Genomic DNA, 24395 nt, shown 5'->3' with positions numbered 1-24395 from the left:
TCGCCGCGTCGCCGACCGGTGTCGCGGCGGCGCCAGGCCGCCTTCCAGACTTCCCAAAACTGTACATGTCTTGTACAGTCAAAAGGCCCTCGAACGCTTGTGCAATATTGTCACACTCTTCCCCTCCCAGGCGTTTAGGCTTCAGGGAAGCGACCCGACGGACCGGACGCCCGCTCACCGCTCACCGACAAGAACGACCCCTCCATGATTCCATCGCGACCTCGCCTGCTCCTGCTGCTCGGCCTGGCAGCCTTGATGCTTTCGCCGATGCTGGCTGCCCAGCAGCCCACCGCGGTGATCGCCGCCCGTGCCAGCCTGGCGGCCTGGTCCGATCCCCTCGAGGCCCTGGGCACCCTGCACGCCGACGAGAGCGTGACGCTCTCGGCCACCGTCACCGACACCATCCGCGAGCTGAACTTCCGCGATGGCGAGACCGTCGAGGCCGGCCAGCTGCTGGTGCGACTGACCGATGACGAGGCCCAGGCCGACCTGCGGGCCGCCCAGGCGCTGCGTGACGAGCGCCGCAATGCGGTGAACCGCCTGGCACAGCTGCAGAGTCGCAACCTGGCGCCGCGGGCCGACGTGGAGGATGCCCGGGCGCGGTTGCGCCAGGCCGAGGCGCAGATCCAGGCCCTGGAGGCCCGGCTGGCCGACTATCGCATCGAGGCCCCCTTCGACGGCGTGGTGGGCTTTCGCAATGTCAGCGTCGGTGCCCTCGTCTCCCCGGGCACGGAGCTGGTCACCCTGGACAAGCTGGACATCATGAAGCTCGACTTCACCCTGCCCGAGCTCGCCCTGGGCCAGGTGGCGCCCGGCCTGCCATTGACCGCCACCAGCGGAGCCTATCCCGACACCACCTTCGCGGGCGAGATCGCCACCATCGGCGCGCGCGTCGACCCGGTCAGCCGCAGCGTCACGGTGCGCGCCGCGCTCGACAATCCCGATCACCGCCTGCGGCCCGGCATGCTGATGCGGGTCGTGGTCGAGCGCGCCCCGCGGGAGACCCTGGTGATGCCCGAGTCGGCGTTGATCCCCCAGGGCGAACGTCAGTTCGTGCTGGTGCTGGACGAGACGGACCAGTACCGGGTCGAACGGCGCCAGGTGGTGATCGGTGCCCGCCGTGAGGGCCAGGTGGAGGTGCTCGAGGGACTCGCGGCCGGTGAGCTGGTAGTCGCCCATGGCACCGAGCGGGTCCGCGACGGCCAGCCCACCCGCCTGCTGGGGGTCCTCGATGACGACACCAGCATCCCTGAGCTGCTGCGCCGCGGGCGTGACGATGCAGAGGCCAACGGCTGATGCGCCTCTCCGACGTTTCCGTCCAGCGACCGGTGTTGGCGGTGGTGCTGGCCGCGCTGATCGTGGCCTTCGGGCTGCTCGCCCTGCAGCGCCTGCCGCTGCAGGAATACCCCTCCATCGACCCGCCGGTGGTCGGTATCGACACCCGCTACCCCGGTGCCTCGGCCAGCGTGGTCGAGACACGCATCACCCAGGTGCTGGAAGATCGCATCTCCGGCGTCTCCGGCATCGAGGTGATCTCCTCCTCCAGCGAGGACGGCCGCTCCAGCATCCGCGTGGAGTTCGGCCTGGACATGGACATCGACGCAGCCGCCAACGACATCCGCGACCGCATCTCGGGCTCGCTGGACAACCTGCCCGAGGAAGCGGACCCGCCGGAGGTGCAGAAGGCTGATTCCAGCTCCGATGTGGTGATCTGGCTGTCGCTGTCCGGTGCGGGCTTCTCCATGGCCGAACTCACCGACTATGCCAACCGCTACCTGGTGGACCGCTTCTCGGTGCTCCCCGGGGTCTCCCAGGTCCGCGTCGGCGGGGGACGCGAGTACGCCATGCGGGTGTGGCTGAATGCCGATGCCCTGGCGGCCCGCGACCTGACCGCCGGCGACGTGGAGGATACCCTGCGCGCCGAGAACGTCGAGCTGCCCGGCGGGGCCATCGAGTCGCGCGAGCGCCAGTTCATCGTGCGCCTGCCGCGCAACTTCGCCACCCCCGCGGATTTCCGCCGCCTGGTCCTCGACCAGGGCCGCGACGGCTACCTGGTGCGCCTGGGCGATGTGGCCCGGGTGGAGATCGGTGCCGTGGAGGAGCGCACCATCTTCCGCGGCAACGGGACGCCCATGGTGGGGCTGGGCATGATGAAGCAGTCCACCGCCAATGTGCTGGAGATCTCCGAGGGGGTCCAGGCCGAGATGGCGCGCGTGCAGGACAGCCTGCCCGAGGGCATGTCGCTCTCGCTGAACTTCGACTCCTCGGTGTTCGTGCAGGGCGCCATCACCCAGGTGGTGCAGACCCTGTTCATCGCCATGGGCCTGGTGGTGGTGGCGATCTTCCTGTTCCTCGGCAACCTGCGCACCACCCTGATCCCCGGGGTCACGGTACCCATCGCCCTGATCGGCACCTTCGCCGCCCTGGCAGTGATGGGCTTCACCCTCAACCTGCTGACCCTGCTGGCGCTGGTGCTGGCCATCGGGCTGATCGTCGACGATGCTATCGTGGTGCTGGAGAATATCCACCGGCGCATGCACGACCACGGCGAGACGCCGCTGGTGGCGGCCTTCCGCGGCACCCGCCAGATCGCCTTCGCGGTGATCGCCACCACCCTGGTGCTGATCGCGGTGTTCGTGCCGCTGAGCTTCCTGCAGGGCGACATCGGCCGGCTCTTCTCGGAGTTCGCCCTGACGCTCGCCGCGGCCGTGGCCATCTCCAGCCTGCTGGCGCTGACCCTGACGCCGATGATGGCCTCCAAGATCCTCAAGGCCGACATGCACGAGGGTCGCCTGGCCCACGCCGTGCAGTGGGTGCTGGAACACTCGCGCTGCGTCTACCGCCGGCTGCTCGAGCGGGTCCTCAGGCTGCGCCTGCTGGTACTGGCGCTGTTTCTCGGCATCATCGGCGGCATGGTATGGCTGAATGGCGAGCTGCCCAACGAGTACACCCCCCGGGAGGATCGCGGCAACTTCTGGGTGCTGGTCAACGGACCGCCCGGCGCCACCTACGACTACATGCTCGACTACATGGACGAGATCGAGGCCCGGCTGCTGCCCATGGTCGACACCGGGGAGATCGAGCGCGTGGTGGTCCGCGCGCCGCGCGGCTGGGGCAACATCGAGAACTTCAACGGCGGCTTCGTGATCGTCAACCTGGCCGACTGGGGCAGCCGGCGATCGGCCTGGGCGATCATGGACGAGGTCCGCCAGACGCTCGGCGACCTGCCCGGCGTGCGTGCCTTCCCGGTCATGCGCCAGGGCTTCGGGGCAAGCGTCGAGAAGCCCGTGCAGTTCGTGCTGGGCGGCGGCACCTATGAGCAACTGGCCGAGTGGCGCGATACCCTGATGGCGCACATCCGCGCGGACAATCCGCGCCTGACCGGCCTGGACAGCGACTACGAGGAGAACCAGCCCCAGCTGCGCGTGGACATCGACTACCCCCGCGCCGCCGCTCTGGGGGTCACCGTCACGGAGATCGGCCGAACCCTGGAGACACTGCTGGGCGGGCGCAGCGTGACCCGTTACGTGGACGACGGCGAAGAGTACGACGTGATCCTCGAGGGGGAACCCGGTGCCCGACCCAGCCCTTCCGCCCTGGAGAACATCCGGGTCCGCTCGCAGCGCACCGGCGAGCTGATTCCCCTGGGCAACCTGGTGACACTGCGCGACTTCGCCGGACCCAGCACCCTCAACCGTTTCAACCGCCTGCGCGCCATCACCCTGCAGGCCGACCTGGAAAGCGGCTATCCGCTCGGCGAGGCACTGGCGTACCTGGAGGCCACGGTGGACGAGATCCTGCCGCCCGAGGCCCAGACCGACCTCAAGGGCGCCTCCCGGGACTACCAGGAGGCCAGCGGCGCCACCGGCTTCCTGCTGGGGCTGGGCATCCTGGTGGTCTTCCTGGTACTGGCCGGGCAGTTCGAGAGCTTCGTGCACCCCTTCGTGATCATGCTCACCGTGCCCCTGGCGATCTGCGGTGCCCTGCTGGGGCTCTACCTCACCGGACAGTCGCTGAACATCTACAGCCAGGTGGGGCTGGTGATGCTGGTCGGGCTCGCCGCCAAGAACGGCATCCTGATCGTGGAGTTCGCCAACCAGCTACGCGACCAGGGCATGGACTTCCACGAGGCGCTGGTGGAGGCCGCCGTGACGCGGCTGCGCCCCATCGTGATGACCGCGGTGACCACCATGGCCGGCGCCGTGCCGCTGATCGTCTCCAGCGGCGCCGGCGCCGAGACCCGGCTGGTGATCGGCACCGTGATCCTCTGCGGCCTGGCCGCCGCCACCCTCTTCACCCTCGTCGTCGTCCCGGTGGCCTACGACCTGCTGGCGCGGCGCACCGGCTCACCGGGCGACGTGGCCCGCCGCCTGGAGCGGGAGATGGGTGAGACGCCCGCCGGCTACTGACCAGGCGAGCACTCAGACGACGAAAGCCACCCCGGGGGTGGCCTTCGTCGTTGATGCCGGAATGACGGTTCAGCAGTCGCCGATGCGCCGCCCCTCCATGCTCGTGGTCATGTTGATCTCGCCCGCGGGCGAGTCGACAAGGATATCGACGTTGCCCTCGACGCGCTCGCCGAGGAAGTCCATGCGGCCGACGATGTTGGCCTCACCGCCCTCGGCACGGCAGACCATGCGGTAATCCAGGCCGTCGACCGTGACCTGGTGCGCGAGCAGCTCGCAGCCCTCTTCCTCCTCGATGAAGCTGAACTCCTCATCGTCGATATCGCCCTGGGCGATGCACTCCTGGTGGGTCTCGGTCTGGTCGGGGATCGGCAGGTCACCCCGCACCGAGGTGGTGCTGGTGAACTCCCACTGGCCCGGCTCGATGTTGGGGGATTCGGCAACGGCCGCCAGCGGCAGCGCCAGCAGCAGGCCGGCAAGAAGGGGACGGAATGACATGCGGGAACTCTCCCTGATGATGGGTGGTATGCCACGCCCTCGGCATGGCGCCCAGCATAGCCCAATCGACGCCCGTCCCCCAATCCGGCCCCGCTCGGGACAGACGATGGCGTGGGACCGATACTTAATGCCGGAGCGGAACCTGCCGGCGGCCGAGTAGCCTCACAGCATCTGCGGCAGGAACTGGCTGCGCCGGTCGATGATCTCGCCGGCGACCATGAAGACGCCGTCACCGGTGTAGTGCAGCGTCTCGGGATAGGCGGGCGTCGCCCGGGCACGAGCCGCCACCACCTCCCAGATGAAGAAGTCATGGCGGTCGACCAGGCTGTCGTCGACGAGCCGGCACTCGAAATGGGCATGGCACTCCTCGATCAGCGGCGCCTCCACGGCCCTCGCCGGCGACGCCGTCAGGCCGAAATGATCGAACTTGTCGATCTCGGCGCCGCTGCTGTTGCCGCAGCCGATCACCTCGTCGGTCAAGGCCGTGGTCGGCAGGTTGATGACGCAGGTCCCGCTGCGGCGCACCAGGTCGAAGCTGTGATTGCCGGAGGAGATGACGCAGCCGACCAGGGAAGGCGAGAAGGCCATCACGGTATGCCAGCCCAGGGTCATGATGTTGCGCTCACCCTGCCAGGCCGAGGAGACCAGCACGATGGGGCCCGGCTCGAGGTAACGGCGCACCCGGTCCAGCGGCACATCGACCATATCGACATCATCACGCATCGGTTTCTCTCCCTGGTTTGGAAACGAGAACACCCGCCCCGGCGCCCTTCTCCGTCGGCCCTCCCCCGCTACAGTCTGGCCACCAAGGCACGACCCTGCCAGTGGTCAACTCGATGCCCACGTCCTGCAGCAGGCCATCAATGCCATCGAGCAGGCCAAGCAGGCCCACCCCAGGGTCGGTCTCTATGCGAGCCGGTATTGACACCCCATGGCCTGGCTGGCTATCGTTTTCAAAGCGCCGATTTGAGACTCAGCTTGCGGGCGCTCTACAAATGCCGCTAAAGCGACGCCGGAGGCCCGCTTTAGCACATGCAAAGCGGGTTTTTTGTTGTCTGGCCTTCGGGTCTCCGCCGATTTAAGCACCAACTTGCGGGCGGGATAGAAATGCAGCTAAAGCGGCGTGCGACTCCACTCCCCTGGGTCGGCGCTTGCCGAACCACACCTTCCGAGGCATCACAGGGGAAATGGAGACGATCATGACGCACCTCACCACCGGTCATCACCACCAGGCAAAGGCTGCCGAGACCGACAGCTCTTCCGCATTAGGGGGCGAAACGCTCGCCGCCCTGCTCGACCAGGACGACATCGTGCGCCCGGAGCTTCGCAATGCCGCCATTCTCGGTGCGCAGCGCGCATCACGGGGCTCTCTCCCTGCCGCCCGCAGGTCCCATACGCTGGCGGGGAGGTCGTGACCATGAACCTGCAACAGGAACTGCTCCTTAGAACCCAGCACCTGGCGGACGCCGATGTGCTCCATGGCATGGGCTACACGACGGCCGACGAGACGGCCCTGGCGCAGCTGCACGCCATTCGGGCGAGCCCCTATCTCGGCCTGGAGAAGACGCATCGGGACGCCCGCTACGGCGAGCGCGGCTTTCTCGAGGCACTCTGCCACTGCGCGGGCCTTGACGGGGCCGACTCCCTGGCCGCCATCGAGACCCTGGAGAAGCGACTCGCCGAGGACCGCGCGGCCTTTCGCCATTGGCTGTTCGCCGATACCGACTATGTGCGCGGCCCCGGCACGCCGATCTTCGCCATGGCCTTCACCGAGCACTTCCGCCGGCTGACGTTCCCGCTCGGCTTCTGGCGCCTGCCATGGGAGGAACGTCTGGCTGCCGCCTGCCAGAAGGCCCGCGACCACATGCAGGAGAGCGGCGGCAAGCTGGTCACCTGGGGCGAGATCAAGCGCTACCACTACTGCTACGCGGAGAAGCGCAGCATCGTCATCTCGACAACGGGCGAGGTGATCGGCGAACAGGAGGGCTTCGATCCGCCACGCGCCACCTTCGGGCTGGCAGGCAGCGACGAGAACCTGCCGGATCGGTTCGTGAAGGACGATGAGTAGGCTCAAGGGCTGAACGGGAGGGGAAATATCCCGGAAATAGAAAGAGCCGCTGATGTCTCAGCGGCTCTTTCGATATTCGTGGCGGAGGGGGAGGGATTCGAACCCTCGAAGCCTTTCGGCTTACGCGCTTTCCAGGCGCGCTCCTTCGACCGCTCGGACACCCCTCCGCATTGTGATTCTCGATTCGAGCGACCTCGGCTGCGCCGTGCCTTCTCCTCCAGAACGGCGCACAGCTTATCGACTTAAGTGCGCGATTGCAAGCCGTTTTCCCTTGATCACCCGCTCAGCTCGCGGGCAGCACGGCATAATCACCGCGTGCTTCCAGGCAGAGGGTGTCGCCGCACCAGAGCCGCTGAACCAGGGCGATGCGCCCCTTGCCGCGCTGCTCCAATCGCTCGGCCAGGGCGGCGGGCCCGTCGGCTGCTTCGGGCTCGCAGGTCAGGCAATAGTCGCCGGTCACCGGGGCCATGAAACGCTGATTGGCCTCGGCCACCACCACGTCCCGGGCGAGACCGCGGCGACGCAGCCAGAGGGTAGTCCAGCACCAGCCCAGCAGGGTCGTCTGGGCGGTAAGAGCGCCGCCGAAGCCGGTGCCCTTGTCATTCAGGCTGGGGGTGAGCGAGAGGGACCAGGCCAGGCAATCGCCATCACGGGTCATTTCGCGGATGCCCAGTGAGGGGACCATGGGGATCGCCTCGCCCAGCCAGGCGAGAAACGTGGCCATGTCGTCCTCGCCGCCGGCGGCAGGCAGCGGCAAACGCGGGTGGGGAACGCCGATCTGTCGCATACTCAGTCCCAGCGCTCCACGAAGGCCTCGATGTCATGCTCCGGCAGCGGCTTGTGGCGACCACCCAGCGTGCCCAGGTAGAGGAAGGCCACCACCTCGTCCTCCTCGCCAAGCCCCAGGCCCTTGCGCACCGTGGGGTCGAAGGCGTACTTGCCGCTGCGCCACATGGCGCCGAGCCCCTGGGCGTGGGCGGCGAGCAGGATGCCGTGGGCTGCACAGCCGGCGGAGATCACCTGTTCGATCTTCGGCACCTTGGGGATATCGGGCGTGATCTTGGCGATCACCGCGATGATCATCGGAGCGCGCCGCGGCTTCTTGCGCGCCGCGTCGAGGGCCGCGTCGCCCACGTGGGGATCCTCGCGGAACTCCGCCTCGGCGAACAGCTCGCCGAGACGCGAGAGGCCCTCGCCGGAGAACTCGATGAAGCGCCAGGGACGCAGCTCCTTGTGATCCGGCGCCCGCAGGGCCGCCCGGTAGATCGCCTCCAGCTGCTCGGGGCTCGGCGGCGGGCCCATTAGCTTGCCCATGGAGCTGCGTTCGTGCAGCAGCGTCATCGCATCCATGTTGCTCTCCTGTTCAGGTTCTAGCGGCACTCGAGGCTAAGTCCGAAAACTGCCTGCGCTCGGCCATACGGCGTTAAAAATTGGCTCAAAGTACTCATTTACACCGCGTAAACTCCGTCTTTTCGCCATTTTTTGCCTTGTCTGACCTTCGCTCGCCGACTTTTCAGACCAAGCCTACCCAAGCGGCTACTGCCGCGCCAGCCGCAGCGGCTCGGGCGGGCGCTCGCCGGGGGTGGCACGCCAGGGGCTGATGTCCAGCCCGCCGCGGCGCACATAGCGGGCCAGCACCAGCAGTCGCTGCGGCCGGGCGCGGGCCATCAGGTCCATGAAGATGTGCTCCACGCAGTGCTCGTGGAAGTCCTGGTGCTGGCGATAGCCGATCAGGTAGCGCAAGAGCCCCTCGCGATCGAGTCGTTGGCCCCGGTAGCGAATCAGCACGCTGCCCCAGTCGGGCTGGCCGGTGACCGGGCAGTTGGACTTCAGCAGGTGGGAGTGAAGCGTCTCCTCGACGATCGCCTCATCGCTCACTCGCAGGTGCTCGGCGCTGGGCGTGTAGTCCGTGACCTCGATGTCCAGGTCGTCCAGGTATTCGCCGGGCAGGCGACGCGGCGAGAGCGCCTCGTCGTCGATGTCGAACAGCACGACGGAGACCGGCGCACCGGCGGCCACCGCCAGGTCGTGCTCCAGGATATCGATGACCGCCTGGCGACTCTCGACGCGAGTCTGGTTGAAGCTATTGAGGTAGAGCTTCCAGGACTTCGACTCGATCAGGTTCGGCGAGTCTGCCGGCAGGCGGAAGCGCGCCACGGCGACCCGCGGCTTGCCGCGAGCATTGAGCCAGGAGACCTCGAAGGCGTGCCACTCGTCCTCGCCGACGAAGGGCAGTGCGCCCTCCTCGATGCCCAGCGGCGCGCGATTGGCGGCGCGGGGGATGGGAAAGAGCAGCCCGGCGTCATAGTGCGCCGGGTAGGCGGCCTCGCGCCCCAGGGGGGCATGCGCGAGGGTGTCGGGACGATGGTGGCTCATGAGCGAATCCCCTTGCCATGCTCCAGCATCCACAGCGCCAGCCCGAAGAGCACGCTGATGAAAGCCAGGATAGCGGCCAGCGCCCAGCCCACGGGGATGTCCGAGACGCCGAGGAAACCGTAGCGGAAGACGTTGACCATGTAGAGGATGGGATTGAGCATCGACACGCCCTGCCAGAAGCTCGGCAACAGCGAGATGGAATAGAACACCCCGCCCAGATAGGTCAAGGGCGTGAGAATGAAGGTCGGCACGATGGAGATGTCGTCGAACTTCTTGCCTAGCAGGGCGTTGATGAAGCCGCCGATGGCGAACAGCGCCGCGGTAAGCACCACCACGAACACCGTCAGCAGCGGGTGCGCGACCTCGAGCCGGGTGAAGAACAGCGACACCCCGGTGACGATCAGCCCCACGCCGAGGCCGCGGGCCATGCCGCCCAGCACGAAGCCGGTGAGGATCACCCAGTTGGGCATCGGCGAGACCATCATCTCCTCGATGGAGCGCTGGAACTTGTTCGAGAAGAAGGATGATGCCACGTTGGAGTAGCTGTTGGTGATCACCGCCATCATGATCAGCCCCGGGACGATGAAGTCCATGTAGCTGTAGCCATCCATCTCGCCGATCCGCGAGCCGATCAGGTTGCCGAAGATGATAAAGTACATGGTCATGGTGATCGACGGCGGCAGCAGGGTCTGCGGCCAGATCCGCGTGAAGCGCTTGACCTCCTTGTGCACCAGGGTCCAGAGGGCGATGGCGATCTGGGTCGGATTCATGCGCGCGCCTCCGTTGCCTCGGCCGCCGCCTTGTTGCTGTTACCCTGCTCCACCATGGAGACAAACATCTCCTCGAGCCGGTTGGCGCGGTTGCGCATCGACATCACCTGCATGCCCTGCTCGCTGAGCGCCGCGAAGACGTCGTTGAGGCGCTGGCCGCGATGCACCACCACCGCCAGCTGGGCATCGTCCACGCGGTTGATCTCGAAGCCCTCGACCTCGGGGGCCGCCTCCACCGGATGGGCGAGGTCGAACAGGAAGGTCTCGGTATCGAGCTCGGCGAGCAGCTGCCGCACGCTGGTGTCCCGGATGATCTCGCCGTGGTTGATGATGCCCACGCGGCGGCAGAGGCTCTCGGCCTCTTCGAGGTAGTGGGTGGTGAGGATGATGGTGGTGCCCTCGTCGCGATTGATGCGGCGCATGTACTCCCACATGCTGCGGCGCAGCTCGATGTCCACGCCGGCGGTGGGCTCGTCGAGGATCAGCAGCCTCGGGCGATGCATCAGCGCGCGGGCGATCATCAGCCGGCGCTTCATGCCGCCGGAGAGCATGCGGGCGCTGCCGTTGCGCTTGTCCCACAGACTCAGGTCGCGGAGCAGTTCCTCGGCCCGCGGCAGTGCCTCGCGACGCGACATGCCGTAGTAGCCGGCCTGGGCCAACACGATATCGATGACCTTCTCGAACTGGCTGAAGTTGAACTCCTGAGGCACCACGCCGAGGTGGTACTTGGCACGGGCGAAATCCCGGTCGATATCGGTACCGAAGATCGCGACGCGGCCCGCCGTCTTCTGCACCAGCGAGCAGACCACGCCCAGGATGGTCGACTTGCCGGCGCCATTGGGCCCGAGCAGGGCATAGAAGTCGCCTTCGGCGACGTCGAGGTCGATGCCCTTCAGGGCCTGGAAGCCATTGCCATAGACCTTGGTCAGGCCACGGATGGACAGTGCCGGTTCGGCCATGTGCGATCCCGTCAGAGAGAAATGGAAGTCGTCGCGAGAACCCCGTGAGATGGGGATGGCCCGGGAAACTTCAAGGTTCGCCCTCCCAGCCCGGCAGCGAGAACTCCTCCTGCAGGTGGCGAAGCTCGGGCTGGTGCAGGGCCGCGATGCGCTCGGCCAGGTCGGCGCCCCTGGCCAGCAGGTGCACCTCCATGCGGCGCCGATCCGCCCGCCCGGGGCGGCGCTCCACCAGGCCCGCCTCCTCGCAGCGCCCGACCAGAGCCACGGTGCCATGGTGCTTGGCCTGCAGCCGCTCGGCCAGCTCCCCCACGCTCGCCCACTCGCGCCCCGCGAAGCCCTTCAGATGCAGCAGCAACTGATACTGCAAGGGGGTGAGGCCATGGTCACGACAGATGTCCTCGCCCTGGCGCAGGAAGCAGCGCAGCCGGTAACGGAAGTGCGACAGGCGCTCGAAGTCCTGCTTGGTCAGGGGCTCGGGGCACGGATCGAGGTCTCGGGACATGGTGGACTCCTTGACAGCGGGCAACACGAGGACTAATACGTATCATAACATGATACAAAACACCGAGCCTGACCACGAGGTGCCCCATGAATGCCATAACCCTCTTCCGCCTGCCCTTCTCGCGCACTACGGGCTGGAAGGAGCTCCAGCAGCGGCGGATCCCGATCCCGAGCCTGGCCTGGCTGGTGGTCCTGCCGATGTCGCTGCTCCCCCCGCTGATGCTCTACTACGCCGGCACCCACTACGGTGACGGCTTCGTCACCGGCTTCGCCGAACGCCCCTGGCGCTTCATTACCACCATCCTCTTCCTGGCCGAGTTGCTGACCTTCTTCGTCATGGGCTGGCTGATCCACGCCGTGGTCAACGGCCAGGAGGAACTGTCGATCGACTACCACGATGCCTACCTGCTGGCCGCCATGGCCCCGCTGCCGCTGTGGAGCGCCTCGCTGGTGCTGTTCGTCCCCAGCCTGCTGCTCAATGCGCTGGCCGTGCTGGTGGCTCTGGGTATCTCATGCAGCCTGATCTACCACGGCCTGCAGGGGCTGTGTCGACGCGGGGATGACGACATGGTGGCCCAGTCGGCGACCTATACCATCATGGCGGCCGGCGTACTGGCGTGGGGCGTGCTGATGGCCGCGGTCTGGGCATACTGATCCGCCCACCTGGAGCGATGGCAGGAAGGGAGTGACATGCTTACGAAGTGGCGTCCCATAGGGGGTTCGAACCCCTGTTACCGCCGTGAAAGGGCGGTGTCCTAGGCCACTAGACGAATGGGACGTATTGGTGCTGCTTGGAGCGGGAAACGAGATTCGAACTCGCGACCCTCGCCTTGGCAAGGCGATGCTCTACCACTGAGCTATTCCCGCAGGTCTCGCGCTGTCAATACCGGAAGTGGCGTCCCATAGGGGGTTCGAACCCCTGTTACCGCCGTGAAAGGGCGGTGTCCTGGACCACTAGACGAATGGGACACATGGAGCGGGAAACGAGATTTGACCGGGCTGGCGCTCCAGCTCGTGAGCCGAGCCTTGGCCTGATCAAATACGCTACCCAATTCAAATGGAGCGGGAAACGAGATTCGAACTCGCGACCCTCGCCTTGGCAAGGCGATGCTCTACCACTGAGCTATTCCCGCACTCCGGTACCTGATGAGTCGAGTGGCGTCCCATAGGGGGTTCGAACCCCTGTTACCGCCGTGAAAGGGCGGTGTCCTGGACCACTAGACGAATGGGACGCAATGTCTCGCCTCGTCGAGGTGCGGCGAATATTACCCAGCACCCGGGAAGCTGTCAAGCGGGTATCGCCGGGCGTTGATATCGCGTTGCCGATCCTGCCGCGCAACTGGAAACACCCGCCCGTGTTGATGTCAGAATGGAGGTGACGCGTGCCGGGCCTGCACCCGGCTCCATGACGAGGAGAGAGGCCATGCGCAGCAAGATCCAGAAGAGCGATGCCGAATGGCAGCAGCAGCTGACGCCAGAACAGTACCGCGTCACCCGCGAGAAAGGCACCGAGCCGCCCTTCAGCGGCCGCTACCACGTGAGTGACGAGCACGGCATCTACCACTGCGTCTGCTGCAACGCCCCGCTGTTCGAGAACGAGCACAAGTTCGACGCCGGCTGCGGCTGGCCCAGCTTCGACCGCCCCTTCACCCCGGGCTGCGTGACGGAACAGACCGATACCAGCCAGGGCATGCAGCGCAACGAGGTGACCTGCGCACGCTGCGACGCCCATCTCGGCCATGTGTTCCCCGATGGCCCGCAGGCGACCACCGGGCTGCGCTACTGCATCAATTCGGTGGCGATCCAGTTCCACGCCGGGGAGTAGACCCCGGCCCGCCACCGCCCGCCCCTGACACGGCCGGCCATCTGCTATGATGGGCGGCCGTTTTCATACATGCTCATGCAGGAGAGGCGCGATGCTCGGCTGGTACCCGGGACACATGAACAAGGCGCGCCGGCAGATCCTCGAGGCGCTGCCGGAGATCGACGTGGTGATCGAGGTGCTCGACGCCCGCCTGCCCTACTCCAGCGCCAACCCCATGCTGGCCGAGCTGACCCGCCACAAGCCGGTATTGAAGATCCTCTCACGGGCCGACCTGGCCGACCCCGAGCGTACCCGCGAGTGGACGGCCTTCTTCGACGCCCAGGACGACACGCGGGCCCTGGCGGTGACCACCACCCAGGCGCGCGAGCTCAAGCGCATTCCCAAACTTTGCCATGAGCTGGCCGGCCAGGTACGTGCGGACCGCGACGTGCGGGTGATGGTCATGGGCATTCCCAACGTGGGCAAGTCGACCCTGATCAACGGCCTGGCCGGGCGCACCATCGCCAAGACCGGCAACGAGCCGGCGGTGACCAAGCGCCAGCAGAAGGTGCGCATCGGCGGCCGCGTGGCACTGATCGATACCCCCGGGGTGCTGTGGCCCAAGATCGAGGACCAGGCCAGCGCCCATCGCCTGGCCGCCAGCGGCGCCATCCGTGACACCGCCATCGACTACGTGGAGGTCGCCGTGGTCGCCGCCGCCGAACTGGCCAGGCGCTACCCCGAGGCCCTCAAGGCACGCTACAAGCTCAAGACCCTGCCCGAGTACGCCCCCCACCCCGAGGCCGACCGGGTCGAGTCCGATGGCCCGGTGCGGATCGACCTGCTCGCGCTGGCCGGCTTCGACGGCCATGCGATACTCGCCGAGATCGCCGCCAAGCGTGGCGGGCTGCGCCCCGGTGGCGAGGTCGACCTGCACCGCGGTGCCGAGGTGCTGCTCCACGAACTGCGTGACGGCAAGCTGGGCCGGTTGACCCTGGAGACGCCGGCGGACATCCCGCCCGAGCCCGACGCCACCGACGCAGTTGGTGGCAGCGGTGCCGAGCCCGCATAATCACCGGCATCAATGCCCCGAGACGACGCCCGCCCCGGCAGAGGCGGCACACCGACATCACTGGATCTCAGCGCCCATGGACACTCCCCCGATCAGGAAATCGCACAAGCTCGAGAACGTCTGCTACGACATCCGCGGACCGGTGCTCGAGCACGCCAAGCGGCTGGAAGAGGAAGGCCAGCGCGTCCTCAAGCTGAACATCGGCAACCCCGCCCCCTTCGGCTTCGAGGCGCCGGAGGAGATCCTCCAGGACGTGATGCGCAACCTGCCCACTGCCCAGGGTTACTGCGACTCCAAGGGGCTCTACTCAGCGCGCAAGGCGATCATGCAGGAGTGCCAACGCAAGGAGATTCCCGGCGTCGGCATCGAGGACATCTACATCGGCAACGGCGTCTCCGAGCTGATCGTCATGACCATGCAGGCGCTGCTCAACGATGGCGACGAGGTGCTGATCCCGGCCCCGGACTACCCGCTGTGGACCGCGGCGGCCAACCTCTCTGGCGGCCATGCCGTGCACTACCTGTGCGACGAGCAGGCCGACTGGGCGCCGGACATGGCCGACATCCGCGCCAAGCTCACCGCCCACACCCGGGCGATCGTGATCATCAACCCCAACAATCCCACCGGCGCCGTCTACCCGCCGGCGGTGGTGCGCGAGCTGCTGGAGATCGCCCGGGAACACGACCTGGTGGTGTTCTCCGATGAGATCTACGACAAGATCCTCTACGACGGGGTCGAGCATGTCTCCACCGGGGCGCTGGCCGGCGAGGACCAGCTGGTGGTGACCATGAACGGGCTCTCCAAGAGCTACCGCTGCGCCGGTTTCCGCTCGGGCTGGATGATCCTCTCGGGCCAGATCGCCAAGCAGCGTGCCGAGGACTTCATCCAGGGGCTGACCATGCTGGCCTCGATGCGCCTGTGCGCCAACGTCCCGGCCCAGCACGCCATCCAGACCGCCCTGGGCGGCTACCAGTCGATCAACGACCTGATCCTGCCCGGTGGACGTCTGCTAGCCCAGCGCGACATCACCGTCGAGAAGCTCAATGCCATCCCCGGGGTCAGCTGCACCCGACCCAAGGGAGCCCTCTACGCCTTCCCGCGACTCGACCCCAAGGTGTTCAACATCCGGGACGACCAGCAGCTGGTGCTCGACCTGCTGCTGCAGGAGAAGATCCTGCTGGTGCAGGGCACGGCCTTCAACTGGCCCAACCCCGACCATGTGCGCATCGTCACCCTGCCCTGGGCCAACCAGCTCGAGGACGCCCTGGACCGTTTCGCCCGCTTCCTGTCGCGCTACCGCCAGTAGGCCGGGGGCATGCCCTGCTGCCCGCCGCTTGAAACCCGGCGGGCAAGCGCGTATCTAAGCAACAGCTTGTGCAGGCCGCGCAGCGCGGCGCCCCCTTCCCGACGACTGGAGATTGCCGGCAATGATGAGAATCCTGCTCTTCCTGGGCACCAACCTGGCCGTGATCGTGGTGGCCAGCATCACCCTGCGCCTGCTGGGGGTGGAGGGCTACCTGACCGAACAGGGCATGAACTTCAATGCCCTGCTGATCTTCTGCTTCATCTTCGGCATGGCCGGATCCATGGTCTCGCTGTTCATCTCCAAGTGGATGGCCAAGCGCAGCACCGGCACCGTGATCATCGAGTCGCCCTCCAACGCCACCGAGAAGTGGCTGGTGGATACCGTGGCGGAACTGGCCCGCGAGGCCGGCATCAAGACGCCGGAAGTGGGCATCTTCCCGGCCCAGCAATCCAACGCCTTCGCCACTGGCTGGAACAAGGACGACGCCCTGGTGGCGGTCTCCGCCGGCCTGCTCAACCGCATGCGCCCGGAAGAGGTGCGCGCGGTGCTGGCCCACGAGATCGGCCACGTGGCCAACGGCGACATGGTCACCCTGGCGCTGATCCAGGGCGTGCTCAACACCTTCGTGATGTTCTTTGCGCGGGTGGTCGCCCAGCTGGTCGACGGCTTCATGAGGAGCCGCAGCGACGGCGAGGGGGGCCTGGGCTTCATGGGCTACTTCGCGGTGGTAATCGTCGCCGAAATCGTCTTCGGGCTGATCGCCTCGGCGATCGTCGCATGGTTCTCGCGCTTCCGGGAGTATCGTGCGGACAGCGCCGGCGCCCACCTTGCCGGCAGCGGGGCCATGATCAATGCCCTGGCCCGCCTCAAGGCCGAGACCGAGATGCCGGACCAGATGCCGGACACCCTGCGGGCCATGGCCATCACCAAGGGCCAGACGCGCTCACTGATGGAGAAGCTGTTCGCCAGCCACCCGCCACTGGATGATCGCATCCGTGCGTTGAAGGAAGCGGCCTACCGGCAGTAACCCCCTGCCAGCCAATACGCAAGCGGGCCCGCCAACCGGCGGGCCCGCTGTCGTTTGTCGCCCCATCGTCGTCAGGCGATGGCGACCCGGAAGCCTGCGCCTCTCAGCAGCGGCGCGAGCTCCCATGCCCCCTCGCGAAGCTCGATGTCGAGGGTCGCGAACTCCCGACGCAGCGGGTAGCCCGCCCGGCAGGCATCGAAGCCCTTCGCCATGCCCTGGCGACGCGCCTCGCGGTACAGGCTGTCGTGGTCACGCCGCACGTCATACACGCTGCGCAGGCACAGGCGTAGCGCCTCCTCGGGGCCAAGGCCGCCGTCCAGGACCAGACGCGTGACGGGGGGCGGGGGCGCGAGGTCGGCCAACGTCAGGCGCGCCGGCAGGCCGGCATGCTGGGCCAGGGCGCGATAGATCCGGTGGGTGCCGCGCAGCTTGCCGTCCAAGCTGTAGCCGGCGACATGCGGCGTGGCGATGGCGGCGAGATCCGCCAGGCCGCTGTCGATGGCGGGCTCGTGCGCCCAGACATCGAGCACCGCGGTGACATCGCCCTGCCCCGCCAGCCGCTGTCGCAGCGCCTGGCCATCCACGCAATCGCCGCGTCCGGCGTTGAGCAGCACGCTGCCCGGGGCCAGGGCGGCGATACGCTGGGCATCGAGCAGGTGGTGCGTGGGGTGAGGCCCCTCGGTCACCAGCGGGGTATGCAGGCAGAGCACGTCGCATTCGCCGATCAGGGTGTCGAGCTCTACGAAGCCGGCCAGCCCCTCGGCGCCTTCCGCCTCGACGCTCTCTGCTTCAACCCTGGGCGGATCGCAGGCCAGGCAGTCGACGCCCATCGCCGAGAGACGCTCGAGCAGTCGCCCGCCCACGTTGCCCACGCCGACGATGCCCACGCGGCACTCGGCCAGCCGCCAGCCCTGGCGCTCGGCCAGGGTCGCCAGGCTGCCCAGCACGTAGTCCACCACCGCCTCGGCATTGCAGCCCGGGGCGCTGGCGAAGGCGATGGCCCGCTCGGCCAGGGCCCGCTCGTCCACGTGATCGGTGCCGATGGTGCAGGTGCCGACGAAGCGCAGCCGGGAAGCACGGGCCAGCAGGGCCTCGTCGACGCGGGTGATGGAGCGCACCACCAGGGCATCGGCCTCGCGCAGCGCGTCGGCATCGATCTCGCGCCCCGGTAGGCGGATCACCTCGCCCAGTTCCCCGAAGCAGGTCTGCGCGGCGGGCACGTTGGCGTCGACGACGATTTTCATGGCTGAACTGACTCCCGGTTGGCTGGTGATACGACTTGTTCAGTGTGCCCAAGCCCTTACAATAGCGCCAAATGCCACTCGCGCGCCGCGGCCTGCGGCGCCCTCCACCTCGGGAGCTGCCGTGATCGTCCGCTGGGAAACCGACCATGACTATGTGCTGGTGCATGTCCATCGGGACATGTTCGGCGACTGGATCTTCAGCCGTGCCTGGGGGCAGATCGGCACCCAATTCGGCGGCCTGAAGCATCGCCTGGCCGATGACCACGTCCAGGCGATGATGTGGCTGGCCGACGAGACCACCATCCTGTCCTCGCGGGGCTTTCGCAAGGTGCTGGAAGTGGAGGACGAGAGCGCCGAGGGACGCGACGCCGTCAGCCAGCTCTCGCTGCTGGAGCCTTAAGCTGGAAGCTGGAAGCTGGAAAGGCAGCTTACTGCCGACTCATCCGCCGACAAGGTACTTCTTCAAGCTTCCAGGCGCGAAGCGCCGCTCTTCCGGCTTCCAGCTCCGGGCGCAGCCCGGGTCATCCCAGATAGCGCCGGCCGCCGCGCAGGGTCGCGCCCTTCGCCGCCCTCTTCGTCACCCCGGGCGACGTCTCGCCACTGAGCGGCTTCTGCAGCTGCTGCCAGGCCGTCTCGTCCAGCCAGCCCCTGGCCGCCAGCCAGTCGGCCAGGCGGTCGGGCTCCATGCCGCGATCCAGCTCCTGCCCCGCCTCGTCCACCAGGACCGGGATACGGACCCCGTAGCGCGCGACCAGCCCCTCGTCCTCGCTGATCTCGACCCGCTCCAGCCGATACGGCACGGCGCAGAGAGTCACGAGCAACGCCTCCAGCTGCTCGCAGAGATGACAGCCCAGGGTGGTGTAGAGGCTCAACCGAATCACGACGCCTCCCGATGACGGATCAGGAAGCCGTGGTGCAGGTCCGGGCGACGCTGGCCGGAGAGAGAGTGGATCGAACGCTTCATGCCGAGGCCTCCCGGTGGCGGATCAGGAACACATGGTGCAGGTCGGGGCGGCGTTGAAAGTCAGGATCGAACGTCTTCGCCGAGATATCCTCCACCCGGAACGGCTCGGCGAGGTCCGCATCCAGCGTGAAGCGCCGCTGGTTGTTGGAGAATACCAGGGTCCCCCCCGGCGCCAGGCGCGCCATGGCCAGGCGCACCAAGCGGCCGTGGTCGCGCTGGACATCCAGGGTATCGGCCATCTTCTTGGAATTGGAGAATGTTGGCGGATCCAGGAAGATCAGGTCGAACTCGCCGCCGGCGGTCTCCAACCAGCGCAGGCAGTCGTCGCGCACCACCCGATGGCGTCCCGGGTCGAGCCGGTTGAGGGCGAAGTTGTCCCGGGCCCACTCCAGGTAGGTGTTGGAGAGGTCGACGCTGACGCTCTCGCTGGCCCCGCCGGCCGGCTCCGTGCCCTCTTTCTGTGACCCCAGGGCGGCCTGAACCGTGGCGGCCCCGGTATAGCAGAAGAGGTTGAGGAAACGCTTGCCGGGGGCCATCTCGCCAAGCAGGCGCCGTACCGGGCGATGGTCGAGAAACAGGCCGGTGTCCAGGTAGTCGCGCAGGTTGACCCACAGCCGCGCCCGACCCTCGTGCACCTCGAAGCGCTCACCACTGGCCGCCTGCTTGTGGTACTGCGCCTTGCCGCTCTGTCGCTCGCGACGCTTGACCACGACCTTACCGGGGTCGACACCGAGCACGTCGGGAATCACGCCCAGCGCCTCGAACAGCCGCTTCTGGGCCTGGGCGGCATCGACGGTTTTCGGTGCCGCATACTCCTGGACGTGCACCCGGTCGCCGTAGAGGTCGATGGCCAGGGCATACTCGGGCATGTCGGCATCATAGAGCCGGTAGCAGCTCTCGCCGCTCTTCTTCAGCCACTTCTTCAGCCGCCGGCGGTTCTTCTCCAGGCGGTTGGCGAACATCTGCGCCCCCTCGGAGCGCGCGGAGACGGCCTCCCCGGAGGGCGACTCCTCCGCCTCGGGAATCGCCATCAGCAGCAGCTTCGCCTCCAGCGGGCCGTTGCGCAGCGAGTACTGCTTGTGGGCTCGCAGCCCGATGCGATGTCCGAGGTCAGGGTTGGCGGTAAAGACCGCCAGCTGCCAGCCAGGGAAGGCCTGCTTGACCCGCTCGCCGAGCTGGCCGTAGAGGCGCACCAGTTCGGGAAGCTCGCCGAGGCGCTCGCCGTAGGGCGGGTTGGTGATCACCAGCCCGCGGTGAGTGTCGGGCAGCCCCTCGGGGCGCGCGAGCCCGGCCAGGGAGGCCCCCTCGAGCTCGATCAGCGCCGGCACGCCGGCACGCATGGCGTTGGCCTTCGCCGCGGCCAGTGCCGGGGGGCTCTCGTCGACGCCGTAAAGCCGCGAGCGGCAGCGCTTGCGCCCGATGCTGGCCCGTGCCTCGGCCTCGCGCTTGAGCTCCCGCCAGCAGCGCTCGTCGTGGCCGACCCAGCCGTGAAAGCCGAAGCGCTCCCGGGCGAGGCCGGGGGCGATGTCGGCGGCCATCAGGGCGGCCTCGATCAGCAGGGTGCCGGCACCGCACAGCGGGTCGACCAGCGGTGCCCACTCCCGGGCCAGCGCCGGCCAGCCGGCGCGCACCAGCAGGGCAGCGGCCAGGTTCTCCTTGAGTGGCGCATGGCCCACGTCGCGGCGATAGCCACGGCGGTGGAGGCTGTCGCCCGAGAGGTCCACGCCCAGGGTCAGCCGTCCACGGTGCAGGTGGGCATAGAGGCGCAGGTCCGGCTGCCGGGTATCGACGTCGGGCCGCGGCCGGCCCTCGGCATGGAGGCGGTCGACCACGCCGTCCTTGACGGTCTGCGCACCGAAGCGGGTGTGGCGGATCGCCTCGGCGCGGCCGTGGAAGTCCACCGCCAGGGTCGCGCCCGGCGCGAGGTGGCGCCGCCAGTCGATGGCCGCGGCGGCGGCACGCAGCGCCTCGGGGGTCTCGATGCCCTCCTCCTGCGCCAGGCAGAGCACCAGCCGGTTGGCCAGCCGCGACCAGAGGCAGATGCGGTAGGCGCTCTCGAGGCTCGCGCGCAGGTGGACCCCGGCCACCGTGGTCTTGCCGGGGACGGCACCCAGGGCGGCCAGCTCGTCGGCCAGCAGCAGCTCGATGCCCCGCGGGCAGGTGGCCAGAAGATCGAGTGAATCAGGGGAGTGCAGTTCAGTCATGACATATCCATCGGCGTGGGGCCTAGCCGGGGTGAAGGCGTGACGGGCAAGTGAACGCCTTGTTACAAATCATCGGTCGACAATCGTCGTCATCCTGGGCTATCAATGAGTGAGTAGCTACTGAATGACGCATGCGTTCTGTCAGCGGGCCTCGAGTCGTCGTGCAGCACGGAGTTGCCGCAGAGACCGATGTCGCCCGGGCAACATGAGTCCGGTCTCGAGACCGGGTTCTGATCGGTACCTTCATCAAGAGGTAGTCCAATGAAACGACAGAAACGTGATCGCTTCCAGCGTGCCTATGTTCATGGGTACAAGGCGGGTCTCTCAGGTCGTTCCCGCGATGACTGTCCAAGTCAGGAAATCAATCTACGCGAGTACTGGATGAGCGGTTGGCGTGAAGGTCGTGGGGATCAATGGTCCGGCATGACGGGAGTCTCCGGCATTCACAAGAACCCCATGGTGATGTGACCCCCGCATTCACCGGGTCATCAGCCCATCGTCAGAGGTGTTGACGAACATATCAAGCCCATGGCCATGCCATGGGCTTTTTAGTGGCCGCCCGCCGGCCCCTCACTGCCCGGCGAAACGGGCCTGCAGCGCCCGGGCACACTCCCCCACCAGCGCCGGCCCGCGATAGATGAAGCCCGAATAGAGCTGCACCAGGTCGGCGCCGGCCGCCACCTTGGCCACCGCCGCCTCGCCGCTGTCGATGCCGCCCACGCCGATGATCGGCATGCCGGGAAGCCGGCGGCGCAGTTCGCGGATGACTGTGTTCGACGGCTCGAATACCGGCCGCCCGGAGAGCCCGCCCTGCTCGTCGGCATGCACAAGCCCCGCCACCGCCTCGCGGGAGACGGTGGTGTTGGTGGCGATCACCGCGTCGATGGCATTCGCCTCGAGGGTGCGGGCCACCAGGCCGACCTCCTCGGGGCTCATGTCGGGGGCGATCTTCACCGCCAGGGGGACACGGCGACCGGACGAGGCGTCGAGCCGGTTCCCCTCCTCGCGCAGGGCACCGAGCAGCGCATCCAGGTGCTCGCCGAACTGGAGGTTGCGCAGCCCCGGGGTATTGGGCGAGGAGAGGTTCACCGTGATGTAGTGCGCCTGGCCATGTACCTTGCGCAGGCAGGTCAGGTAGTCGTCCACCGCCTGCTCCACCGGGGTGGTAAGGTTCTTGCCGATGTTGATGCCGATCACCCCGTCGTAGCGGCTCGCCCTGACACGGGCGACCAGGTGATCCACCCCGGCATTGTTGAAGCCCATGCGGTTGATGATGGCGCCGGCCTCGGGCAGGCGGAACAGCCGCGGCCGGGGGTTGCCGTCCTGGGGCCGGGGGGTCACCGTGCCCACCTCGACGAAACCGAAGCCCAGCGCGCCCAGGGCATCCAGGTGGTCGGCGTTCTTGTCCAGCCCGGCGGCCAGGCCCACTCGGTTGGGAAAGCGCAGCCCCATCAGCTCCACCGGGTCCTCGACCCGCCCGCCGCCGAGTCGCTCAGCCAGGCCCAGGCGATCGGCTAGGTCGAGCCCCTTCAGGGCGACTCCGTGGGCGGTCTCGGCGTCCAGGCGAAACAGCAGCGAACGGGCGAGCGAATACATGGCGACTCCGGGCAAGGGGGGCGGACGGGGCCGCAGAGTATAGCAGTGCCGCGGGCGGGACACGACGCCGACGCCTCGCCAGGCGCCCGACGACCTGCGGCCCCGCAGCGGCAGCCAGGGGGAGTTCTGTGATCTACTGTAGGCAACGTCGCGGCGATCACGGCCGGGTGGGCCGTGCAGCCTAACAAGCCAGGGAGATCCATATGGCCGATACCACCGAAACCCTCGAGGACCGCCTGTCCCGCATTCACCGGGCGCTGAGTGACGAGCGTCTCGATGCCGTCGACGACGTCCTGGCCGACCTGGAGCCGGCGGAGGTCGCCCTGCTGCTGGAGTCGCTGCCCCCGGCGGCGCGCATCAAGCTGTGGGAGCGGGTACCGGGCGAGGTCGACGGCGAGGTCCTGCTTCACGTGCACGACGAGGTGCGCAGCACCCTGCTCGATGACATGGACCCTGCCGAGATCGTGGCCGCCACCTCGGGTCTCGATACCACGGACCTCGCCGAGATCTTCGAGGACCTGCCCCAGCAGGTGGCCGAGGACATGCTGCGCTCGATGGACGAGCTGCAGCGCAGCCGGCTGCAGGAGACGCTCTCCTTCGAGGAGGATAGCGCCGGCCGCCTGATGCGCATCGACACCATCGCCGTACGCGCCGACGTCAGCCTGGAGACGGTCAAGCGCTTCCTGCGCTGGAAGGAGACGGTGCCCGACAACACCCATGCGCTGATGGTCGTCGACCGCAACGGCTTTTTCGTCGGAGTGCTGCCGCTGGCTCGCCTGGTGTCCAACGACCCCGAGATGGCCGTCGCCGACCTGATGGACCACGAGGTGGACAGCATCCAGGTGACCATGCACTCCCGTGACGTGGCCACCCTCTTCCAGACCCACGACCTGGTCTCCGCGCCGGTGGTCGACGAGACCGGCCTTCTGCTCGGGCGCATCGTCATCGACGATATCGTCGACGTGATCCGCGAGAACTCCGAGCAGGCGCTGATGAACATGGCCGGCCTGGACGAGGAGGAAGACCTCTTCGCGCCGGTGATGCCCAGCGCCAAGCGACGCGCCGTATGGCTGGGCATCAACCTGCTCACCGCCTTCCTGGCCTCCTGGGTCATCGGCCGCTTCGAGGATGCCCTGGACAAGATCGTGGCCCTCGCGGTGCTGATGCCCATCGTCGCCAGCATGGGCGGCATCGCCGGCAGCCAGACCCTGACCCTGGCGATCCGCGGCCTGGCCCTGGGCCAGATCAGTCGCACCAACAGCAGCTGGCTGCTGCGCAAGGAGATCGGCATCGCCGCCCTCAACGGCGTGCTCTGGTCGCTGGTGGTGGCCGTGCTCGCGGTGCTGTGGTTCGACAGCATCGCCATCGGCGTCATCATCGCCGCGGCACTCGTGATCAACATGCTGGCCGCCGGCATCGCCGGCATCGTCATCCCGCTGATGCTCAAGCGCTCGGGTATCGATCCCGCCCTCTCGGGGTCGGTGATCCTGACCACGGTGACCGACGTGGTGGGCTTCATGGCGTTCCTGGGACTGGCCACGCTGTTCCTGCTCTGACCGCTGCCCCGTCTGACACCTGCCCCTATCAACAACAACCCCCG

General features: G+C 67.5%; 24 protein-coding genes and 6 tRNA genes. 12 read left to right on the top strand and 18 right to left on the bottom strand.

The window, feature by feature from the left end; translation table 11 throughout:
- Nucleotides 1-204: 204 nt before the first annotated feature.
- Both OP497_RS07795 and OP497_RS07790 read left to right on the top strand, forming a co-directional pair.
- Nucleotides 205-1296 carry an efflux RND transporter periplasmic adaptor subunit gene (locus OP497_RS07795; protein WP_280547632.1) on the top strand — a complete coding sequence of 364 codons (1092 nt, stop codon included), beginning with the start codon at nucleotides 205-207 and terminating at the stop codon, nucleotides 1294-1296.
- Nucleotides 1296-4409 (top strand): efflux RND transporter permease subunit, encoded by a 3114-nt coding sequence (locus tag OP497_RS07790; RefSeq protein WP_280547631.1) that lies wholly within the window; start codon nucleotides 1296-1298, stop codon nucleotides 4407-4409. The genes OP497_RS07795 and OP497_RS07790 overlap by 1 nt, the downstream gene beginning before the upstream one ends.
- Nucleotides 4410-4478: 69 nt before the next feature.
- Here OP497_RS07790 and OP497_RS07785 read toward each other — a convergent pair whose 3' ends face one another.
- Together OP497_RS07785 and OP497_RS07780 are read right to left on the bottom strand one after the other, a co-directional pair.
- Nucleotides 4479-4904, bottom strand: coding sequence for a DUF3617 family protein (locus OP497_RS07785; protein WP_280547630.1), 426 nt, complete (start codon nucleotides 4902-4904; stop codon nucleotides 4479-4481).
- A gap of 162 nt (nucleotides 4905-5066) precedes the next feature.
- Nucleotides 5067-5627 (bottom strand): flavin reductase family protein, encoded by a 561-nt coding sequence (locus OP497_RS07780; protein ID WP_280547629.1) that lies wholly within the window; start codon nucleotides 5625-5627, stop codon nucleotides 5067-5069.
- 476 nt (nucleotides 5628-6103) lie between these two features.
- Here OP497_RS07780 and OP497_RS07775 point away from each other — a divergent pair, with 476 nt between their 5' ends.
- Both OP497_RS07775 and OP497_RS07770 read left to right on the top strand, forming a co-directional pair.
- Nucleotides 6104-6319 (top strand): hypothetical protein, encoded by a 216-nt coding sequence (locus OP497_RS07775; protein ID WP_280547628.1) that lies wholly within the window; start codon nucleotides 6104-6106, stop codon nucleotides 6317-6319.
- 2 nt (nucleotides 6320-6321) lie between these two features.
- Nucleotides 6322-6972 (top strand): hypothetical protein, encoded by a 651-nt coding sequence (locus OP497_RS07770; RefSeq protein WP_280547627.1) that lies wholly within the window; start codon nucleotides 6322-6324, stop codon nucleotides 6970-6972.
- A 79-nt stretch (nucleotides 6973-7051) separates the two neighbouring features.
- Here the strand turns inward: OP497_RS07770 and OP497_RS07765 are convergent.
- The 7 genes from OP497_RS07765 to OP497_RS07735 all read right to left on the bottom strand — a co-directional run bounded on the left by OP497_RS07765 (nucleotide 7052) and on the right by OP497_RS07735 (nucleotide 11579).
- Nucleotides 7052-7139: transfer RNA gene (locus OP497_RS07765), tRNA-Ser, on the bottom strand.
- 116 nt (nucleotides 7140-7255) lie between these two features.
- Complete coding sequence (locus OP497_RS07760; protein ID WP_280547626.1) at nucleotides 7256-7759, bottom strand: YiiD C-terminal domain-containing protein; 504 nt, start codon at nucleotides 7757-7759, stop codon at nucleotides 7256-7258.
- 2 nt (nucleotides 7760-7761) lie between these two features.
- Nucleotides 7762-8322, bottom strand: coding sequence for a nitroreductase family protein (locus tag OP497_RS07755; protein WP_280547625.1), 561 nt, complete (start codon nucleotides 8320-8322; stop codon nucleotides 7762-7764).
- A gap of 186 nt (nucleotides 8323-8508) precedes the next feature.
- Nucleotides 8509-9348 carry an NADPH-dependent 7-cyano-7-deazaguanine reductase QueF gene (gene queF / locus OP497_RS07750; protein ID WP_280547624.1) on the bottom strand — a complete coding sequence of 280 codons (840 nt, stop codon included), beginning with the start codon at nucleotides 9346-9348 and terminating at the stop codon, nucleotides 8509-8511.
- Nucleotides 9345-10118, bottom strand: coding sequence for an ABC transporter permease (locus OP497_RS07745; protein WP_280547623.1), 774 nt, complete (start codon nucleotides 10116-10118; stop codon nucleotides 9345-9347). The genes queF and OP497_RS07745 overlap by 4 nt, the downstream gene beginning before the upstream one ends.
- Nucleotides 10115-11077: an ABC transporter ATP-binding protein gene (locus OP497_RS07740; protein WP_280547622.1), complete on the bottom strand. Its 963-nt coding sequence runs from the start codon at nucleotides 11075-11077 to the stop codon at nucleotides 10115-10117. Before OP497_RS07740 ends, OP497_RS07745 begins: the two co-directional genes overlap by 4 nt.
- Before the next feature lie 70 nt (nucleotides 11078-11147).
- A complete protein-coding gene (locus OP497_RS07735) occupies nucleotides 11148-11579 on the bottom strand; it encodes a helix-turn-helix domain-containing protein (protein ID WP_280547621.1) in 432 nt (143 codons plus the stop codon).
- An 86-nt stretch (nucleotides 11580-11665) separates the two neighbouring features.
- On the opposite strand from OP497_RS07735, the gene OP497_RS07730 reads away from it, so the two are divergent.
- Nucleotides 11666-12232, top strand: coding sequence for a YIP1 family protein (locus tag OP497_RS07730; protein ID WP_280547620.1), 567 nt, complete (start codon nucleotides 11666-11668; stop codon nucleotides 12230-12232).
- A 48-nt stretch (nucleotides 12233-12280) separates the two neighbouring features.
- Here the strand turns inward: OP497_RS07730 and OP497_RS07725 are convergent.
- The 5 genes from OP497_RS07725 to OP497_RS07705 all read right to left on the bottom strand — a co-directional run bounded on the left by OP497_RS07725 (nucleotide 12281) and on the right by OP497_RS07705 (nucleotide 12810).
- Nucleotides 12281-12356: transfer RNA gene (locus OP497_RS07725), tRNA-Glu, on the bottom strand.
- Nucleotides 12357-12370: 14 nt separating this feature from the next.
- A tRNA-Gly gene (locus OP497_RS07720) sits at nucleotides 12371-12445 on the bottom strand.
- A 26-nt stretch (nucleotides 12446-12471) separates the two neighbouring features.
- A tRNA-Glu gene (locus OP497_RS07715) sits at nucleotides 12472-12547 on the bottom strand.
- Nucleotides 12548-12636: 89 nt separating this feature from the next.
- Nucleotides 12637-12711, bottom strand: a tRNA-Gly gene (locus tag OP497_RS07710).
- A gap of 23 nt (nucleotides 12712-12734) precedes the next feature.
- Nucleotides 12735-12810, bottom strand: a tRNA-Glu gene (locus tag OP497_RS07705).
- 191 nt (nucleotides 12811-13001) lie between these two features.
- Between OP497_RS07705 and msrB the strand changes: the two genes are divergently transcribed.
- The 4 genes from msrB (at nucleotide 13002) to htpX (ending at nucleotide 16787) form a co-directional block, all read left to right on the top strand.
- Nucleotides 13002-13403 carry a peptide-methionine (R)-S-oxide reductase MsrB gene (gene msrB, locus OP497_RS07700; RefSeq protein ID WP_280547619.1) on the top strand — a complete coding sequence of 134 codons (402 nt, stop codon included), beginning with the start codon at nucleotides 13002-13004 and terminating at the stop codon, nucleotides 13401-13403.
- A 91-nt stretch (nucleotides 13404-13494) separates the two neighbouring features.
- On the top strand, nucleotides 13495-14454 hold the full coding sequence (gene ylqF / locus OP497_RS07695) for a ribosome biogenesis GTPase YlqF (RefSeq protein ID WP_280547618.1): 960 nt from the start codon (nucleotides 13495-13497) through the stop codon (nucleotides 14452-14454).
- Nucleotides 14455-14530: 76 nt separating this feature from the next.
- Nucleotides 14531-15760, top strand: a complete 1230-nt coding sequence (locus OP497_RS07690; RefSeq protein WP_280547617.1) for a pyridoxal phosphate-dependent aminotransferase — start codon at nucleotides 14531-14533, stop codon at nucleotides 15758-15760.
- 121 nt (nucleotides 15761-15881) lie between these two features.
- The gene (htpX, locus tag OP497_RS07685) at nucleotides 15882-16787 is read left to right on the top strand and encodes a protease HtpX (protein WP_280547616.1); all 906 of its coding nucleotides are present in this window, start codon (nucleotides 15882-15884) and stop codon (nucleotides 16785-16787) included.
- A gap of 71 nt (nucleotides 16788-16858) precedes the next feature.
- On the opposite strand, the gene pdxB is transcribed toward htpX, so the two are convergent.
- Nucleotides 16859-18031 (bottom strand): 4-phosphoerythronate dehydrogenase PdxB, encoded by a 1173-nt coding sequence (gene pdxB / locus OP497_RS07680; protein ID WP_280547615.1) that lies wholly within the window; start codon nucleotides 18029-18031, stop codon nucleotides 16859-16861.
- A 121-nt stretch (nucleotides 18032-18152) separates the two neighbouring features.
- On the opposite strand from pdxB, the gene OP497_RS07675 reads away from it, so the two are divergent.
- On the top strand, nucleotides 18153-18431 hold the full coding sequence (locus OP497_RS07675; RefSeq protein ID WP_280547614.1) for a hypothetical protein: 279 nt from the start codon (nucleotides 18153-18155) through the stop codon (nucleotides 18429-18431).
- A gap of 121 nt (nucleotides 18432-18552) precedes the next feature.
- Here OP497_RS07675 and OP497_RS07670 read toward each other — a convergent pair whose 3' ends face one another.
- On the bottom strand, nucleotides 18553-18912 hold the full coding sequence (locus OP497_RS07670) for a glutaredoxin family protein (RefSeq protein ID WP_280547613.1): 360 nt from the start codon (nucleotides 18910-18912) through the stop codon (nucleotides 18553-18555).
- Nucleotides 18913-18991: 79 nt separating this feature from the next.
- Nucleotides 18992-21199 (bottom strand): bifunctional 23S rRNA (guanine(2069)-N(7))-methyltransferase RlmK/23S rRNA (guanine(2445)-N(2))-methyltransferase RlmL, encoded by a 2208-nt coding sequence (rlmKL, locus tag OP497_RS07665; RefSeq protein WP_280547612.1) that lies wholly within the window; start codon nucleotides 21197-21199, stop codon nucleotides 18992-18994.
- Between the two features lie 261 nt (nucleotides 21200-21460).
- Between rlmKL and rmf the strand changes: the two genes are divergently transcribed.
- Nucleotides 21461-21667: a ribosome modulation factor gene (rmf, locus tag OP497_RS07660; RefSeq protein WP_280547611.1), complete on the top strand. Its 207-nt coding sequence runs from the start codon at nucleotides 21461-21463 to the stop codon at nucleotides 21665-21667.
- 102 nt (nucleotides 21668-21769) lie between these two features.
- Here rmf and OP497_RS07655 read toward each other — a convergent pair whose 3' ends face one another.
- On the bottom strand, nucleotides 21770-22795 hold the full coding sequence (locus OP497_RS07655) for a quinone-dependent dihydroorotate dehydrogenase (RefSeq protein WP_280547610.1): 1026 nt from the start codon (nucleotides 22793-22795) through the stop codon (nucleotides 21770-21772).
- Between the two features lie 203 nt (nucleotides 22796-22998).
- On the opposite strand from OP497_RS07655, the gene mgtE reads away from it, so the two are divergent.
- Nucleotides 22999-24351: a magnesium transporter gene (gene mgtE / locus OP497_RS07650; protein WP_280547609.1), complete on the top strand. Its 1353-nt coding sequence runs from the start codon at nucleotides 22999-23001 to the stop codon at nucleotides 24349-24351.
- The last annotated feature ends 44 nt before the right edge of the window (nucleotides 24352-24395 follow it).

This window comes from Halomonas sp. 11-S5 (genome assembly GCF_029889825.1).
Lineage (GTDB): Bacteria > Pseudomonadota > Gammaproteobacteria > Pseudomonadales > Halomonadaceae > Halomonas.
Note: the sequence above shows the minus strand (reverse complement) of the source record. Positions and strands in the feature narration are given on the sequence as shown.

What these genes read in the sequence shown, in the direction of transcription:
- OP497_RS07795 (WP_280547632.1), top strand. Translation starts at nt 205, where the DNA reads ATGATTCCATCGCGACCTCGCCTGCTCCTGCTGCTCGGCCTGGCAGCC.
- OP497_RS07790 (WP_280547631.1), top strand. Translation starts at nt 1,296, where the DNA reads ATGCGCCTCTCCGACGTTTCCGTCCAGCGACCGGTGTTGGCGGTGGTG.
- OP497_RS07785 (WP_280547630.1), bottom strand. Translation starts at nt 4,904, where the DNA reads ATGTCATTCCGTCCCCTTCTTGCCGGCCTGCTGCTGGCGCTGCCGCTG.
- OP497_RS07780 (WP_280547629.1), bottom strand. Translation starts at nt 5,627, where the DNA reads ATGCGTGATGATGTCGATATGGTCGATGTGCCGCTGGACCGGGTGCGC.
- OP497_RS07775 (WP_280547628.1), top strand. Translation starts at nt 6,104, where the DNA reads ATGACGCACCTCACCACCGGTCATCACCACCAGGCAAAGGCTGCCGAG.
- OP497_RS07770 (WP_280547627.1), top strand. Translation starts at nt 6,322, where the DNA reads ATGAACCTGCAACAGGAACTGCTCCTTAGAACCCAGCACCTGGCGGAC.
- OP497_RS07760 (WP_280547626.1), bottom strand. Translation starts at nt 7,759, where the DNA reads ATGCGACAGATCGGCGTTCCCCACCCGCGTTTGCCGCTGCCTGCCGCC.
- OP497_RS07755 (WP_280547625.1), bottom strand. Translation starts at nt 8,322, where the DNA reads ATGGATGCGATGACGCTGCTGCACGAACGCAGCTCCATGGGCAAGCTA.
- queF (WP_280547624.1), bottom strand. Translation starts at nt 9,348, where the DNA reads ATGAGCCACCATCGTCCCGACACCCTCGCGCATGCCCCCCTGGGGCGC.
- OP497_RS07745 (WP_280547623.1), bottom strand. Translation starts at nt 10,118, where the DNA reads ATGAATCCGACCCAGATCGCCATCGCCCTCTGGACCCTGGTGCACAAG.
- OP497_RS07740 (WP_280547622.1), bottom strand. Translation starts at nt 11,077, where the DNA reads ATGGCCGAACCGGCACTGTCCATCCGTGGCCTGACCAAGGTCTATGGC.
- OP497_RS07735 (WP_280547621.1), bottom strand. Translation starts at nt 11,579, where the DNA reads ATGTCCCGAGACCTCGATCCGTGCCCCGAGCCCCTGACCAAGCAGGAC.
- OP497_RS07730 (WP_280547620.1), top strand. Translation starts at nt 11,666, where the DNA reads ATGAATGCCATAACCCTCTTCCGCCTGCCCTTCTCGCGCACTACGGGC.
- msrB (WP_280547619.1), top strand. Translation starts at nt 13,002, where the DNA reads ATGCGCAGCAAGATCCAGAAGAGCGATGCCGAATGGCAGCAGCAGCTG.
- ylqF (WP_280547618.1), top strand. Translation starts at nt 13,495, where the DNA reads ATGCTCGGCTGGTACCCGGGACACATGAACAAGGCGCGCCGGCAGATC.
- OP497_RS07690 (WP_280547617.1), top strand. Translation starts at nt 14,531, where the DNA reads ATGGACACTCCCCCGATCAGGAAATCGCACAAGCTCGAGAACGTCTGC.
- htpX (WP_280547616.1), top strand. Translation starts at nt 15,882, where the DNA reads ATGATGAGAATCCTGCTCTTCCTGGGCACCAACCTGGCCGTGATCGTG.
- pdxB (WP_280547615.1), bottom strand. Translation starts at nt 18,031, where the DNA reads ATGAAAATCGTCGTCGACGCCAACGTGCCCGCCGCGCAGACCTGCTTC.
- rlmKL (WP_280547612.1), bottom strand. Translation starts at nt 21,199, where the DNA reads ATGACTGAACTGCACTCCCCTGATTCACTCGATCTTCTGGCCACCTGC.
- rmf (WP_280547611.1), top strand. Translation starts at nt 21,461, where the DNA reads ATGAAACGACAGAAACGTGATCGCTTCCAGCGTGCCTATGTTCATGGG.
- OP497_RS07655 (WP_280547610.1), bottom strand. Translation starts at nt 22,795, where the DNA reads ATGTATTCGCTCGCCCGTTCGCTGCTGTTTCGCCTGGACGCCGAGACC.
- mgtE (WP_280547609.1), top strand. Translation starts at nt 22,999, where the DNA reads ATGGCCGATACCACCGAAACCCTCGAGGACCGCCTGTCCCGCATTCAC.